Source organism: Cohnella sp., assembly GCF_041640265.1.
Taxonomy (GTDB): domain Bacteria; phylum Bacillota; class Bacilli; order Paenibacillales; family Paenibacillaceae; genus Cohnella.
This window is the reverse complement of the sequence record NZ_JBEQAP010000083.1, coordinates 1-14,350: the sequence shown is the minus strand read 5'-3', so window position 1 is coordinate 14,350 and position 14,350 is coordinate 1. Positions and strand designations below refer to the sequence as shown.

12 protein-coding genes are annotated in these 14,350 nt (G+C 47.4%); 8 read left to right on the top strand and 4 right to left on the bottom strand.

The window, feature by feature from the left end; genetic code table 11:
* The 6 genes from ACESLK_RS28920 to gyrA all read left to right on the top strand — a co-directional run.
* Positions 1 to 1,058, top strand: a 1,058-nt coding sequence (locus ACESLK_RS28920) for an RNA-guided endonuclease TnpB family protein (RefSeq protein ID WP_373233298.1), incomplete at its 5' end; no start/stop codon positions are given.
* 210 nt (positions 1,059 to 1,268) lie between these two features.
* Positions 1,269 to 2,084 (top strand): GDSL-type esterase/lipase family protein, encoded by an 816-nt coding sequence (locus ACESLK_RS28915; RefSeq protein WP_373233297.1) that lies wholly within the window; start codon positions 1,269 to 1,271, stop codon positions 2,082 to 2,084.
* Between the two features lie 24 nt (positions 2,085 to 2,108).
* Positions 2,109 to 3,074: an ABC transporter ATP-binding protein gene (locus ACESLK_RS28910; protein ID WP_373233296.1), complete on the top strand. Its 966-nt coding sequence runs from the start codon at positions 2,109 to 2,111 to the stop codon at positions 3,072 to 3,074.
* On the top strand, positions 3,067 to 4,056 hold the full coding sequence (locus ACESLK_RS28905) for an ABC transporter permease (protein ID WP_373233295.1): 990 nt from the start codon (positions 3,067 to 3,069) through the stop codon (positions 4,054 to 4,056). Before ACESLK_RS28910 ends, ACESLK_RS28905 begins: the two co-directional genes overlap by 8 nt.
* A 57-nt stretch (positions 4,057 to 4,113) precedes the next feature.
* Positions 4,114 to 6,087, top strand: a complete 1,974-nt coding sequence (gene parE / locus ACESLK_RS28900; protein WP_373233294.1) for a DNA topoisomerase IV subunit B — start codon at positions 4,114 to 4,116, stop codon at positions 6,085 to 6,087.
* Positions 6,088 to 6,107: 20 nt separating this feature from the next.
* Positions 6,108 to 8,585, top strand: a complete 2,478-nt coding sequence (gyrA, locus tag ACESLK_RS28895) for a DNA gyrase subunit A (protein ID WP_373233293.1) — start codon at positions 6,108 to 6,110, stop codon at positions 8,583 to 8,585.
* A 14-nt stretch (positions 8,586 to 8,599) separates the two neighbouring features.
* On the opposite strand, the gene ACESLK_RS28890 is transcribed toward gyrA, so the two are convergent.
* Entirely contained in the window at positions 8,600 to 8,779 is a 180-nt protein-coding gene (locus ACESLK_RS28890) for a hypothetical protein (protein ID WP_373233292.1), read from the bottom strand.
* Between the two features lie 196 nt (positions 8,780 to 8,975).
* Here ACESLK_RS28890 and ACESLK_RS28885 point away from each other — a divergent pair, with 196 nt between their 5' ends.
* Positions 8,976 to 9,488, top strand: a complete 513-nt coding sequence (locus ACESLK_RS28885) for a MarR family winged helix-turn-helix transcriptional regulator (protein ID WP_373233290.1) — start codon at positions 8,976 to 8,978, stop codon at positions 9,486 to 9,488.
* A 61-nt stretch (positions 9,489 to 9,549) separates the two neighbouring features.
* Here the strand turns inward: ACESLK_RS28885 and ACESLK_RS28880 are convergent, their stop codons facing one another.
* From ACESLK_RS28880 to ACESLK_RS28870, 3 genes are read right to left on the bottom strand one after another with little or no spacing between them, the layout of a single operon-like run.
* Positions 9,550 to 10,797 (bottom strand): CapA family protein, encoded by a 1,248-nt coding sequence (locus tag ACESLK_RS28880; RefSeq protein ID WP_373233288.1) that lies wholly within the window; start codon positions 10,795 to 10,797, stop codon positions 9,550 to 9,552.
* A complete protein-coding gene (locus ACESLK_RS28875) occupies positions 10,794 to 11,663 on the bottom strand; it encodes a class I SAM-dependent methyltransferase (protein ID WP_373233287.1) in 870 nt (289 codons plus the stop codon). Before ACESLK_RS28875 ends, ACESLK_RS28880 begins: the two co-directional genes overlap by 4 nt.
* Before the next feature lie 22 nt (positions 11,664 to 11,685).
* On the bottom strand, positions 11,686 to 12,429 hold the full coding sequence (locus tag ACESLK_RS28870) for a response regulator transcription factor (protein ID WP_373233286.1): 744 nt from the start codon (positions 12,427 to 12,429) through the stop codon (positions 11,686 to 11,688).
* 139 nt (positions 12,430 to 12,568) lie between these two features.
* Here ACESLK_RS28870 and ACESLK_RS28865 point away from each other — a divergent pair.
* On the top strand, positions 12,569 to 14,350 hold a 1,782-nt coding region (locus ACESLK_RS28865; RefSeq protein ID WP_373233285.1), incomplete at its 3' end, for a sensor histidine kinase.

The window sequence follows — 14,350 nt, the reverse complement described above, 5'->3', positions numbered from 1 at the left end:
GTGCTATAATGAAAGGGGGATTTACGTTCGCAGAAGGGGGTGTGCAAACTCAGATGCTACACCACAAAGCCTTTCGTTTTCGTCTCTATCCAACGACCGAGCAGATCATCCTCATTCGCCAAATGTTCGGATGTTCAAGGTTTGTGTTCAATCATTTTCTGACAAAATGGAACGAGTCTTACAAGGAGTCAGGAACAGGCTTGTCCTATCACAAATGTGCGACAGGTATCCCTGCACTCAAACAAGTTTTTGTCTGGCTTAAGGAATCGGACAGCATTGCGCTGCAATCTTCTGTCCGCCATCTAGCGGATTCCTTCGATCGCTATTTCCGTAAACAGAACGACGCTCCTCGCTTCAAAAGCCGCAAAAATCCGGTTCAATCCTACACCACGAGATACACCAATGCCAATATTACGATCAAAGATACAGAATTGAAACTGCCGAAACTCGGATGGGTCCGTTTTGCCAAATCGCGCGAGATAGAAGGCCGCATCCTGTCGGCCACCGTAAGACAGAACGCGGCGGGCAAGTACTTTGTTTCCCTCGTTTGTGAGGTGAACATCGTCCCGCTGGCCCAGCGGGACACCGCTATTGGCATTGACTTTGGGCTGAAGAAATATGCTGTTTGCAGCAGCGGAGAGGAAAGGGACAATCCCAGACATCTTCGTAAGCATGAGAAACGGCTTATACGCTGGCAACGGATTTTGTCTCGCCGCAAGCAAGGGGGAACCAATTGGCGCCGAGCGGAAGATTTGCAGGTAGAGGACATGCTGCAAAACGAGAGGCTGGCCAAAGCGATATCCGAAGTGTCATGGTCGAAGTGCCGGACGATGCTGGAATACAAAGTGAAGTGGTATGGACGCACGATCAGCGTGGTGGCGAAAGATTACCCGTCTAGTCAATTGTGCTCTAGCTGCGGACTTCGCAACCCAAAGGTGAAGAGTTTGGCGCTTCGGGAATGGGATTGTCCGGTATGCGGGGCTCACCATGACCGAGATCGGAACGCCAGCATGAATATTAAGAAAGAAGGATTGCGTTTGGCAGCGATGACTGCCTGAACTGCCGGAACGGCAGGGATCGCTTGGTCAAGTTTGAACCGATAGGTTCGATTATCCAAGAATCCCCCACCTCAGCGGCTATGACGCAGGTGGTGGGAGAGTTCAATGTTATTTCTACAAATTTGAAAATTATATCGAGAAACGTTATCGTTAATAGAAGCAGCATAAATTCGGAACAGATGCCGGGGAACAAAGAAATGAGGGATTAACATGAAATCAAATTCATGGTTGTGGCGAATGTTAGGTTGGACGACTTTCACTTGCCTCATTGTCATGCTCACCGGATTCGGCTTGGCGCTGAAGGACACCTGGTTTCCAGAGGCTGGTCTGGTCCTTCCGGAGGATTCCGTACCTGAAGTGGCAGCTGGTGGAGATTGGGGCTCCAAAACAGAGTTGTTTATTACCTCGCTTGGTGATTCCTTAACGAAGGGTACTGGTGATGCGACAGGGGACGGTTATGTAACTAGAGTTATTGCAGACTTCTCCGTAGCTTTGGACAAGCCTGTCTACCTTGTAAACAACTTAGCCATTAATGGGTTAAGGGCCGATCAGTTAATTCAAAGAATGGATGAGAGCGGCTTTCGGAATTCCATTGGCAAGGCCGATATCGTTCTAATGACGATCGGCGGCAATGATTTGTTCCAAATCGCCCAGAATGGCGGTTCAATGGCAGAGGGCGGAGATCTATCGCCGAAGCTGCTATTAGAGCGTCTGCCTGAAGCAGAGCCGAGGTTAAAAGCAGTGTTTAAGAAAACAAGAGAGTTAAACCCGACAGCTCGCATTATTTACGTTGGTCTTTATAATCCTTTTTATGATTTGCCTGAAATGAGGCCGGGAAGCGAAGCGGTTGCACGGTGGAATAATTTCGCTTTTAGATTGGCTAAGGAGGATGGCAATGCAACCGTAGTTCCTACCTATGATTTGTTTGAGTTTAACATCAAGCAATACCTTTCATCGGATCATTTTCATCCTAATTCAGAGGGTTATGTCCGAATCTCAGAGCGTATCGTTCAGGCACTACAATAATCTGAAGGGAGGCTTGCATGAGCTATGTTAACCACAGCCAATGAAATTGTATTATCCGTCCGAGGGCTTAAGAAAAAAATCGGTCGCAAGACAATCATACATAACGTTTCTTTCGAAGTGCATGCCGGGGAAATATTCGGCTTCTTAGGGCCCAACGGCTCCGGCAAAACAACGACAATCCGAATGCTGGTCGATCTTATCAAACCGACAGAGGGTAAAGTTCTAGTGTGCGGAGAGGATATCAGTCTCTTTCCCGAGCGGGCGTTGGCACACGTTGGTTGTATCGTCGAAAATCCGGAAATGTACACCTTTATGACGGGCTGGGAAAATCTAGAGCACTTCGCTCGAATGCAGGCCGGTATCACCGCTGCCAGAATTTCCGAGGTAGTTGGAATCGTAGGGCTGGATCAGAGGATTCAAGATAAAGTAAAGACCTATTCCTTGGGGATGCGCCAACGTCTGGGAATTGCACAAGCGCTGCTTGGCAGTCCTAAGCTGCTTATTCTGGATGAGCCTACGAACGGTTTAGACCCGAAGGGGATCAAAGAGCTGCGGGAGTTCATCCGAATACTGTCCGAGGGGGGAATGAGCTTATTTATATCGAGCCATCTCTTAAGTGAAATTCAGCTTATGTGTGATCGGGTGGCTATTATTGCGCATGGAGAAGTTATTGCGGTCGGAGAAGTAGATGAATTGGTCTCACAAGCAGGCTCATATACGATATGGCAGTTGGATCAACCGGATGAAGCACGCCAGATGTTCTCGCATCAGACGGATATTCAACTGATATCGGATAACGAGCATCGGATCGATGAGTCCATACTGACGACGCTGCAGGATCCAATCGTTACGGTTATGGATGAGGATCAGATTAGCGCCTGGGTGAACAAATTCGTTTCGGCAGGAATTGACGTTCGCTCCGTTCAACGTGTTGCTCCATCGCTTGAGGAGCTATTCTTAAAGCTGACGGAGGGAGAATCCATTGTTTAATTTGCTTGCACTCATACAGAATGAGACGCTTAAGGTTTGGAAGAAGAAGCGATTCGCCGTAGTTGTTCTTATCTTACTCATCCTCATCCCCGTATTTGTCTATGCTCAAATGAAAATCGCGCAAAACAGCCAAGAGAAATTCAACACGGACTGGCGGGCAGAGCTCCAAAGCCGGATAACGGACAATACCAACGCTTTAAGCAGCGAACGGATTCCCGAGGAATGGAAGAAATGGCGGCGCGCGCTCGTGCAGCAGCTGCAATATTATCTTGACCATGACATTAATCCGCAGACGCCCAATGCGGTGACATTTACCCGTACTTTCCTGGACAACGCGGTATCTTTGTTTATTCCGCTTATGATATTAGCCATTGCATCGGATCTCGTTTCCTCGGAACGCTCGACGGGGACCATTAAGATGCTGCTTACCCGTCCGGTTCGAAGATGGCGCATTTTATTTGCAAAGTTGGCAACCCTGACCTTGTACGTGTCGCTCATTATTATGACTACAGTGATACTCTGTTATTTCATATCAGGAATAGTTTTTGGTTATTCAGGCTGGGAAGCGCCGGTATTTGTCGGGTTCCAGGTCATGGGAGCGGACGTGGATACGACTGGTGTTCACGCGGTTACTCAAGGCACCTACCTGCTGATGCAGTCCGGTTTGATCTGGTTCTCGGCAATGATCGTCGCCATAATAGCTTTAATGGTGTCCGTTCTTGTCCGCAGCACCGCCGCGAGCTTCGTAACCATGATGGCCACGATTATCGCGGGTACAATCCTGTCGAATATGGCATCTTCTTGGAAGAGCGCGAAATATTTGTTTAACTTAAACCTGGAATTATCCTCCTACTTACGGGGAACGCCTCCTCCGATTGAAGGAATGACGCTAGGATTTTCCCTTATTATTCTTGGTATTTGGGGAGTTGCCGCACTAGTCGTTTCATTCACAGTCTTTACGAAGCAAGACATCTTGAATTAGAATAAGCGGTAGTGCGTTTGTTAGGCAGACGCAAGAGAAAAGCAAGGGGGTCCATTCGTGACCGAACAATTGAACCTGTTCGCGGAAAGCGCAGCGATCGCGGGCAGTGAATACAGCGCAGACGATATACAAGTACTTGAAGGCTTAACTGCAGTCCGCAAACGGCCTGGTATGTACATAGGCAGTACGACGGCTTCAGGTCTGCATCATTTATTGTGGGAAATTGTCGATAATGCTGTTGACGAGCATTTGGCCAAATTCTGTTCGCGAATCGACGTTACAGTCCACAAAGATAATTCTATTACTGTAGTTGACAACGGGCGGGGTATTCCAACGGGAATGCACAAAACAGGAATTCCAACACCGCAAGTTGTTTTTACCATTCTCCATGCGGGGGGTAAATTCGGCGGCGGGGGTTATAAGAAATCCGGCGGCCTGCATGGTGTAGGCGCATCTGTCACCAATGCTTTGTCCGAATGGCTTGAAGTTGAAATATACCGCGATGGTAAAATTCATAAGCAGCGCTTCGAGACATGGATAGATGAGAGCGGCAAAGAGCATGTCGGAGAGCCGGTTGGCGGTTTTCAGGTTTTAGGGAATACCAACCGAACAGGCACAAAGGTAACATTCAAGCCTGATGTGAAGGTGTTCCATGGCCATATTAGCATGAGCTTCGATACCTTGTCTGAACGGCTTCAGGAGATTGCGTTTTTGAACTCCGGTTTAATGGTGAATATTAAGGATGACAGGAATGGAAAAAGCGACACTTTCCATTATGAGGGCGGAGCCCGTCAATTCGTTCAGTTCTTGAATGAGAATAAATCGGTTTTGCACGATGTCATCCATTTTAGCGCAGAGAAGGACGATATTGAAGTTGAAGTGGCGCTTCAGTATAACGATGGTTATACGGAAACCTTGGCTTCATTCGTCAACTCCATTCCTACTAGAGGCGGGGGTACTCATGAAACAGGCTTCAAAACCGCATATACGCGCGTGATGAATGAATATGCCCGCAAAACGGGAGCACTAAAGGAGAAAGAAAAAAATCTAGAAGGAAACGACCTGCGCGAAGGCATGATGGTCGTTATCAATATTAAGATGTCAGAGGTGGAATTCGTCGGTCAGACGAAGGATCAGCTTGGCAGCGCATCCGCTAGAAGTGTAGTCGATGCAATCGTGACGGATAAAATGACGGTTTTCCTGGAGGAGAATCCTCAAGTCGGCCAGCTGCTCATCCGCAAATCGGTGCAGGCCTCGAAAGCTCGTGAAGCTGCCCGTAAAGCTCGCGAGGAAATTCGCAGCGGCAAGAAACGCAGTGAAGGCGCCAGCCTAGGCGGTAAGCTTTCACCTGCGCAATCAAAGGACAGCACTCGTAACGAACTGTTCATCGTCGAGGGTGATTCCGCCGGCGGTTCAGCTAAGCAGGGACGCGATTCCAAGTATCAAGCGATACTGCCTCTAAAAGGCAAGCCAATGAATCCAGAGAAATCCAAACTTATTGATATTCTCAAGAACGATGAATATAAAGCGATTATCACTGCTATCGGAGCAGGTATCGGTTCAGAATTCGACGTCGAAGAGTGTAATTACTCGAAGATTATCATTATGACCGATGCGGACACGGATGGCGCTCATATCCAAGTCTTACTTCTTACTTTTTTCTACCGGTATATGAAGCCGTTAATCGATGCGGGCAAGGTATTCATTGCCCAACCGCCGCTTTATAAAGTCACTCGCAAATCCGGTAAGCTGGAGACCGTGCGTTATGCGTGGACTGATGATCAACTAGCTAATTATTTGAAGGAAATCGGTAATGGCGCTGAGCTTCAGCGATACAAGGGACTCGGCGAGATGAACCCGGACCAGCTATGGGAAACAACCATGAATTATGAGACACGTACGCTTCTTCAGGTTCAAATCGAGGATGCCGCTAAAGCCGAACGTCGCGTCTCTACGTTAATGGGCGACAAAGTCGAACCACGTAAGAACTGGATCATTGAGAACGTAGATTTTACGGAATATGAGCAATAGATAGTAATGGGGGGAATCGAATGAGCATGCTGGAGCAGTTTCTACCGGCATTTCTGGAGGAGGTCGTCGGCGACCGATTCGGACGTTATTCTAAATATATTATCCAAGACCGCGCCATTCCCGACGTTCGCGATGGGCTAAAGCCCGTACAAAGACGGATTCTCTACGCTATGTACGATGCGGGCAATACCCCGGACAAACCTTATCGCAAGTCAGCTAAAACGGTCGGGGACGTAATGGGGAACTATCATCCTCACGGTGATGCCTCCATCTATGAAGGTATGGTTCGGATGGCCCAGCCTTGGAAAATGGCGCATATGCTCGTGGATGGGCATGGGAACTGGGGCTCGATGGATGATGACCCGGCTGCAGCGATGCGTTATACTGAGGCTCGATTGTCTGCCATTTCTTTGGAGCTTGTGCGAGATATTGAGAAACGAACGGTCTTGTTCAAGGATAACTTCGACAACACAACCAAAGAGCCCGTCGTTCTGCCTTCTCGATATCCAAACCTGCTGGTTAATGGAGTAAGCGGGATTTCCTCTGGCTTTGCAACGGAAATCCCTCCCCATAATATGCGGGAGGTTATCGATGCCTGTATCGCCGTTATCAACAAGCCGGAAATCACTATCACAGAGCTCATGGAGATCGTGAAAGGTCCAGATTTCCCGACCGGCGGCCTGATTATGGGCGGCGACGGCATACGTGAAGCCTATGAAACCGGTAAAGGTAAAATTTATATTCGTTCAAAAACAGCCATAGAGGATCTGCGCGGTGGAAAACAGCAAATCGTTATTACTCAAATTCCTTACCAAATTGTTAAATCCAAGCTCGTAAACGCAATCGATAACCTGCGGATGGAGAAAAAAGTGGAAGGCATTGCGGAGGTTCGCGATGAGAGCGGAAGAAACGGAATGCGGATTGTCGTTGAGCTGAAGAAGGACATAGACGCCGAAGGCATTCTCGCTTACTTACTTAAAAAAACCGATCTGCAAACCGCATATAATTTCAATATGGTCGCGATTGTCAATAAAGCTCCCCGTCTGCTTGGGGTTAAAGCCATGCTAGACGCTTATATTGCCCACCAGAAGGAAGTTGTTACGTTCCGTACCCAATTCGACCTGGACAAAGCGGAAGATCGCGCACACGTCTTGGAAGGGCTTGTGAAAGCACTCAACTTGTTAGATCAAATTATCGAGACGATTAAAGCCTCTAAAAACCGTCAAGACGCGCAGAATAATCTAATCGCGAAGTATGGCTTTTCCGAGCGTCAAGCTGATGCAATCTTAACGTTGCAATTGTACCGCTTAACCAATCTGGAGATAAACCAGCTGGAGAAGGAACATGCGGAGACAATGAAGAAAATCGCGCAGCTGCGTTCCATTCTGGACAACCCTCGGAAGCTAATGGGTGTCATTAAGGATGAGCTAACCGGTATTCGCGAGAAATTCGGAATCGATCGGCGCTCGATTATTCAAGGTGAAGTGGAAGAGATTAAGGTAAACCTAGAGGTAACGGTTCCTGCTGAAGAGGTCATCGTTACGCTTAGCAGAGAAGGCTACGTGAAGCGTACAAGCATGCTTTCCTTTACAAGATCCGGTGGAGAGCTAGGGAGTGCAGGCGTGAAGGAAGGCGACATTATCCGTTGGAGCTTGCCTTTAAGTACGCTGGACCCGATCCTGTTATTTACTCAGAAAGGTCTTTACTTCCTGTTACCTGTCCATCAGATTCCTGAGTTCAAGTGGAAGGATACCGGAACGGCCATCGTTAATATACTTCCGCTCGCCAAGGATGATAAAATTGTCGGCGTCATTACTGCTAAGACAATAGAGCTGATTCCTTCAGCAACTCCTAGTGAGACTGTCGATAACGGGCCTGTACTTGTCTTTGTGACGAAGCGAGGCCAGGTTAAGCGTACGCCTCTGATCGATTACGCTACAAACCGGAGTATGGCGATTGCAGCCTGCAAGGTTTCTGAAGGCGATGAGATTATCAAGGTGTTCCGTGAAGATAGTCCAGGGGATCTGTTGCTCGTTACAGAGCAAGGCATGAGCATTCGTTTCAATCAAGGCGAGGTAAGCTTGCAGGGTAGAGTGGCCGGAGGAGTGAGAGGAATTATCCTAAAGGATAACGACCAGTTGACCGACGGCATTCCTGTCCAAGGCGATGAAGGTGAAATTCTAGTCCTGTCTGATTACGGATACGCGAAGCGCTCGCTCTTAATGGATTATCCGCAGCAGGGAAGAGGCGGCAAAGGCATTCAGACGTTCGAATTTAAGGAAGGCAAGAGAGTTCGTCCAAATGGAACGAAGCTAATCGCTGCTTTCCACGTCAAAGAAGCCGTCAGCTTGCTCACAATGACAACGAGCGGCACTGTGTCGGAGTTCAACTCCGAGTCAGCTCCACTGGATGATCGAAAGGGACAAGGTAAGCTAATGACGGCGGTAGAACGCGGAGATGTTCTTAAAGAAGCTTTCAAAAAACCGCTTTCCAATTAATTCAGTCTGCGAGTTCAATCATAAGGACCGTTAATTTGCTCCGTTCTGTCAATCCATTTTAATAACAAATCCAATACGACCCACAGAGGCACCGGCTCATTGAGCCGTTCTAGCCACTGGGGGTCTTCTATTAGTCCTGCATCTTGAGCCATCTGGCCAATCATTTTGATCCTTTGCTGTTCTGCTGAGGACAATAAGCTCGCCTCCTTGCCAATCGCGTTTCTCTTTGTTTCCTCATCTTTCGCAACTAGTATATGTCGCGAATTGTCGCTATGTTCACTATTATGCGGATTCAGGTCGTAAATATTTAATTGCATTAATCTATCTTTCGACATAGGCCCTGAGTATAATAAAAGAGAAGGCAACGTTCGGGGAGAAAGGAGCATTCTTATGGATAATGCGGCGGATTTTGTGAAAAGCTGGACTAAGCTAACGAAGGACTGGAACGCTCAGATGGAGGCGGAGTTAGCTCCGCAGCTAACGGTGGGACAGCTAGAGGTATTAGAGCTGATGCTTGCACACGAGCCAATGAAGCCGTCAGAGCTGCTTCCACACTTAGAGACAACTCCCGCAGCCGTTACGACGCTGCTTGACCGCATGGAGCGGGGGGGACTTGTAGAACGGAAGAGGGATGAGAACGATCGCCGGATCGTATGGGTTACAATGACAGCCCTTGGCCGCACCGAAGTCCAGCGGGGATTAGATGTTCGAGGTGCAATTGCTAACCATTCCTTGGACCGCTTGTCCAGCCATAATCGGCAGCTACTTGTATACTTGATAAGTAAGGTTGCCGGGACACGGGAAGTTAGCGGGACCGGAGAACGACAAGTCAATGCAAACGAAGGAACGAACGAGGAAACCAAGGAAACACAAAATAATAATGTTGAATCCTCTGTGATATAAAATAATAAAGTGCCCCTATCAGAAGTTCAAGCTGATAGGGGCACTACTCATTTAACCCATGTTACGGAGCTTGAAGGATAAGCAAATGTTTGTTGATACCGCTTAGAAGATTTTTCATCTTGCTATAATCACTTTCGGTTAAATCTGGAGCATCTTTGTTTATCAGTACGGATTTCAGGGGGAAGATAGTATAATAGCGTTTTTGGTCTTTACGATGAATATGGACCCAAGTCGGTTCGGTTGTAACGGTGTCCCAGGTTGTAGACGTTGAACCGTCAGACTGACGAGTTTTAACGACGCGTACTCCGAAAATCAGTCCAACATCCTTCCAGTCGCCCGTTTGATTGGAGATAAAGTTGCCGAGGGAGTAGATGACAACACCTCGGTGCGGTAGTCCATCCTCGCTCTCAGATGCTGGGATTTGGATCTCCTCGAAAGGCTGAACAACATGGGGGTGGGATCCAAGAATAATATCTCCGCCTGCTTGGACGATTTCATAAGCAATACTTTTCTGTGCTTCATTTGGAAGCCGTTGGTATTCTTGGCCGAAATGCAAGGAAACAGTAATAATATCAGCATCGGCTTTCCTTAATTTAATTATGTCTTTTTTTATAGAGTTTAACTCGATAAGGTTTACGGCATAGGGTTTGTCCGAAGGGATGGGAATGCCATTGGTTCCATAGGTATAAGAAAGAAAACCCATCCGAATTCCGTTTCTCTCTACAATTACTGTTTCAAGCGCTTGCTCGGAGGACTCGGCTGTTCCCACCGGTATCAATCCCGCCTCGCGTAAATTGTTCAATGTGCGCTTGATCCCCGGAAATCCTCGGTCCAAGGAATGATTATTTGCTGTAGATACCAGACTTACACCTGCGTCTGCTAAAGCCTCAGCTAGCTCGTAAGGAGCATTAAACCTCGGAAAGCCCGTATATTTAAGATCCTCGCCGGCTATCGGGGTTTCTAGGTTGCCGATGACCCAATCTGCATTTAGAAACAGAGGCTTAACCTGAGAGAACCAGGGTGTAAGATCGTACTTTTTGGTTGCCATATTATAATAAGCGGGCAACTGAGGCATATGTACCATAATGTCACCAACAGCGAGTAAGGTTGCTTCCTGCCTCTCTGTAACAACAGGTGGTGCAGAAGCTGCTGATGATGCGGAAGGACCCGAGTAACCAGGTGCGGCCCCCGTTTCCAGAAGTGGTGCCGGTAATGGTGAAGAGGGAGCTGAGACGGACGAACAGGCTGTTAACGTAATCGCTAACAACCCTATGATCGAATAGAGAGCATGTCGCCGCAAAGTGTTCAAGCTTCACTTTCCCAACGCCCGAATATTCCGCAAGGCAATGTCATATTGCTCTGGGTAATCGGAAGTCCGATTTCACCGCAATTGAGCTTTCCGCCAAATTTACGCTGAATCGAAAGATGCAGCAGATTATGAAGGACAGTAGGGGAAAGGCCAGTCGTATATGAGTTCACAAGGACAAATAGGGGTTTATCCGAGAGAATGGCCATACACGATTCCAAGAAAGGAAATAAATTTTCCTCCAGCTTCCACATTTCACCGTTCGGTCCTCGGCCATACGAAGGCGGGTCCATAATAATTGCTTCATACTGCCGGCCGCGGCGTTCTTCCCGCTGTACGAATTTAAATACATCGTCGGTAATATAACGAATAGGCGCATCAGAAAGACCAGACAGCTGAGCATTGTCCTTGGCCCACTGGACCATGCCTTTCGCTGCGTCAACGTGACACACGTCAGCGCCCGCGGCTGCAGCAGCTACTGTTGCTCCGCCTGTATAGGCAAACAAATTAAGCACGCGAATTGGACGGTCAGCGCTGCGGATCTTGTTCATCATCCAGGTCCAATTGACCGCTTGCTCTGGAAATAAGCCTGTATGCTTAAAGCTAGTCGGCTTAATGTGGAACTTCAAGGGACCGAACGAAATGTTCCACTTCTCCGGGAGAGTCCGCTGAAAGCTCCACTGACCGCCGCCGCTCCCGCTCCGATGATAGTGTCCATCCGCCTTCCTCCAGCTATCATTCTCTTTCTTCAGAGGCCAGATAATTTGCGGATCAGGGCGCCTCAGAATGACATCCCCCCAACGCTCGAGCTTTTCTCCATTGCCTGTATCCAGTAGTTCGTAGTCTTGCCAGTCACGAGACATTTCCATAATTAAGTTTCGTCCTTTGTCGTCAAGTAGAGATAGAGGATTGTTCTTCATAAGAGGTTGACGGACTAAACCGATAGCCGAATCCGCGAACCGTCTGAACCCATTTTGGGCGGGAAGGGTCAATTTCCATCTTTTTTCTTAAATTGCTGATATGAACCATTAGCGTACGCGTATCTCCCATGCTGTCGGATTGCCAAACGCGGCGATACAGCTCCTCAAGCGGGAAAACCCGGTTAGGCTGCCTAGCAAGAACGCTTAGCAGCTCGAATTCCTTCGCAGAAAGAGAAATCAGCTCACCTTCCATACGAACCTCCAAGCTGCGAAAATTGATTTCAAGACCCGGAAAGCTGATGGAAACCGCTTGCTCCTCGCTAATCCTTTCACGTGTTCTGCGCCTGCGGATATGAGCCTGAATTCTAGCAACGAGCTGGCTTGGACTGAAGGGCTTCGTAATATAATCGTCCCCGCCCTCCGATAATCCGCGAATAATATCGCGATCCTCTGATTTGCAGCTTAGAAATAAGATCGGAACATCAGCGCACACGCCTGAACGCAAGGAGCGACATACATCGATTCCGTCCATCAGTCCAAGATTAACATCCAACACGATTAAATCCGGCAGAAGAGTTTCCGCGATTCTAAGGGCATCTTCTCCATTATCCGAAGAATGGACGGTGAAGCCTTCCCTCTGTAAATAGAGTGTAATTAGATCTGTTATTTCTTGCTCGTCATCTACGACAAGTATAGAAGCTTCCGAGCCTTTCATTTTATTTAATCCCCCAAATGGATGTGTCTTGATGCCTTATTATAACGAAAGCGTTGACGAGTTATCAATGCACCGTTACAATGACGTTCGAATGCCTAATGTTTCGATACTAAATAGGGTAACAAGGGGAGAGGGAAATGTGAGATCCAGTGACATGTTCATTCCGTTATGGCGTTTTGGGAAAGGGGTTATCCTGACGCTTATTCTCCTAGGCATCATAAGCGGTTGCACGCCTGCTTCCGATGCCAAAGTTTTTCCGATAGCCGAGCAGGGTATTATCGATTTGACTGATTGGTCGTGGGATCGGGATGGAATTGTACCGCTGGATGGGCAGTGGAAGTTTGACTGGCTGCAACCATCGAATTTAGGTGAGTCACAGAATAATAAGTACACGGACACCACGTTAGAGGTTCCCGGAACCTGGGGATCAATAAGAACGGGCAGCGGTGTATCTCTGCAGGACAAGGGCATCGGCATTTATCGTTTGTTGATCAAGCATCAAGCGCAAAGAGACATGATGGCTATACGTTTGCCTAATATATCTACAGCGTATGAGTTTTCTATTGATGGGAGTATTGTTGCTTCGCGAGGTCATATCGATCAAATAACCCATCGTACGGTTCCCTTTCAATTACCGGCTACCGTGTATTTCCAAGCGTTGGGTGAGCAGACTGATCTCAAGCTGGTCGTAGCCAATGATGCTCATAGAAGCGGTGGTATCCGTACGGAGATTGTTATAGGGAACGCAGATCTTATCCAGCAGCTGCAGGTAAAACGTGCTGCGCAAGAGTTGATCGTACTAGGCTGCTTGATCATGATTGGATTTTACCACTTGGGTTTGTTTATACTGAGGCGTAAGGAATATGCGAATATTTTGTTTGCCATGTTATGTTTATTTGTCGGTATTCGAATGGGATTGTTGGGAGAAGGATTTATTCTGCAATGGATGCCAATGTTAACTTGGGATCTTGCAATCCGCATAGAATACGTGGCCTTTATCTTGAGCGGTTGGTCCGGGTTTTGTTATTTCCAAACGATGTATTCACAGGAAATCAAAAGAATTTGGTTTATACTGTCAAGCTTCGTTGGAGCCATTCTAATCCTATGCGTGTTGCTCCTAGACACATTGGTCTTTACCTCATGGATTCTGGCTTTTCAGCTATACATCTTGATCTTAAGCGCAAGAATACTATCGGGATTAGTCGTATCAGGTATGCATAAACGAGAGGGAGCCAGATTAGCTCTCATAGGTATGGCAGGTATGGTCCTGACTATAGTTAACGATATGCTGTTCTATAACGGCTGGTGGAACTCGATCGATTTGGTGCCTTTTGGCTTGTTGTTCTTGATTGTCATGAATTCCTTCATTATTTCTTTAAAATTTTCCCTTACTTATGAGCGCGTGGAGCAAATGTCTGCGGAATTGGTGGAATGGAATAGCTCATTGGAGGAAAAAATCGCGGATCGTACAGATGAACTCCAACGCTCCTATGTGACATTGGAGGATGCGAAAACCGAACTAGAAAGAATGGAGCATTCACGCAAGCAGCTGATTAGTAATATTTCGCACGATCTAAGAACGCCGATTACTCTGCTTCAAGGTTACTTGGAGGCGCTAAGGGATAATATCATCACCGATCCCGTGCAGCGGGAAACTACGATACGCCTTATGCTTTCGAAGGTAGAAGGGCTTAATTCATTAATTCAGGATTTATTTGACCTCTCCGTTCTAGAAGCCCGTAAGGTTGAGCTCACACTGGAGGATATTCCTCTAAGTAGATGGAAAGACAGATTAATGGAGCAATACAGCTTGGAAATGCAACAAAAGAAAATTCGATTTAATTGTAAACTCGTTAGTGAACTTACTTGGAGATCAGCCATTACGATTGATATTCATCGGATGGACCGAGTGTTCGCCAAC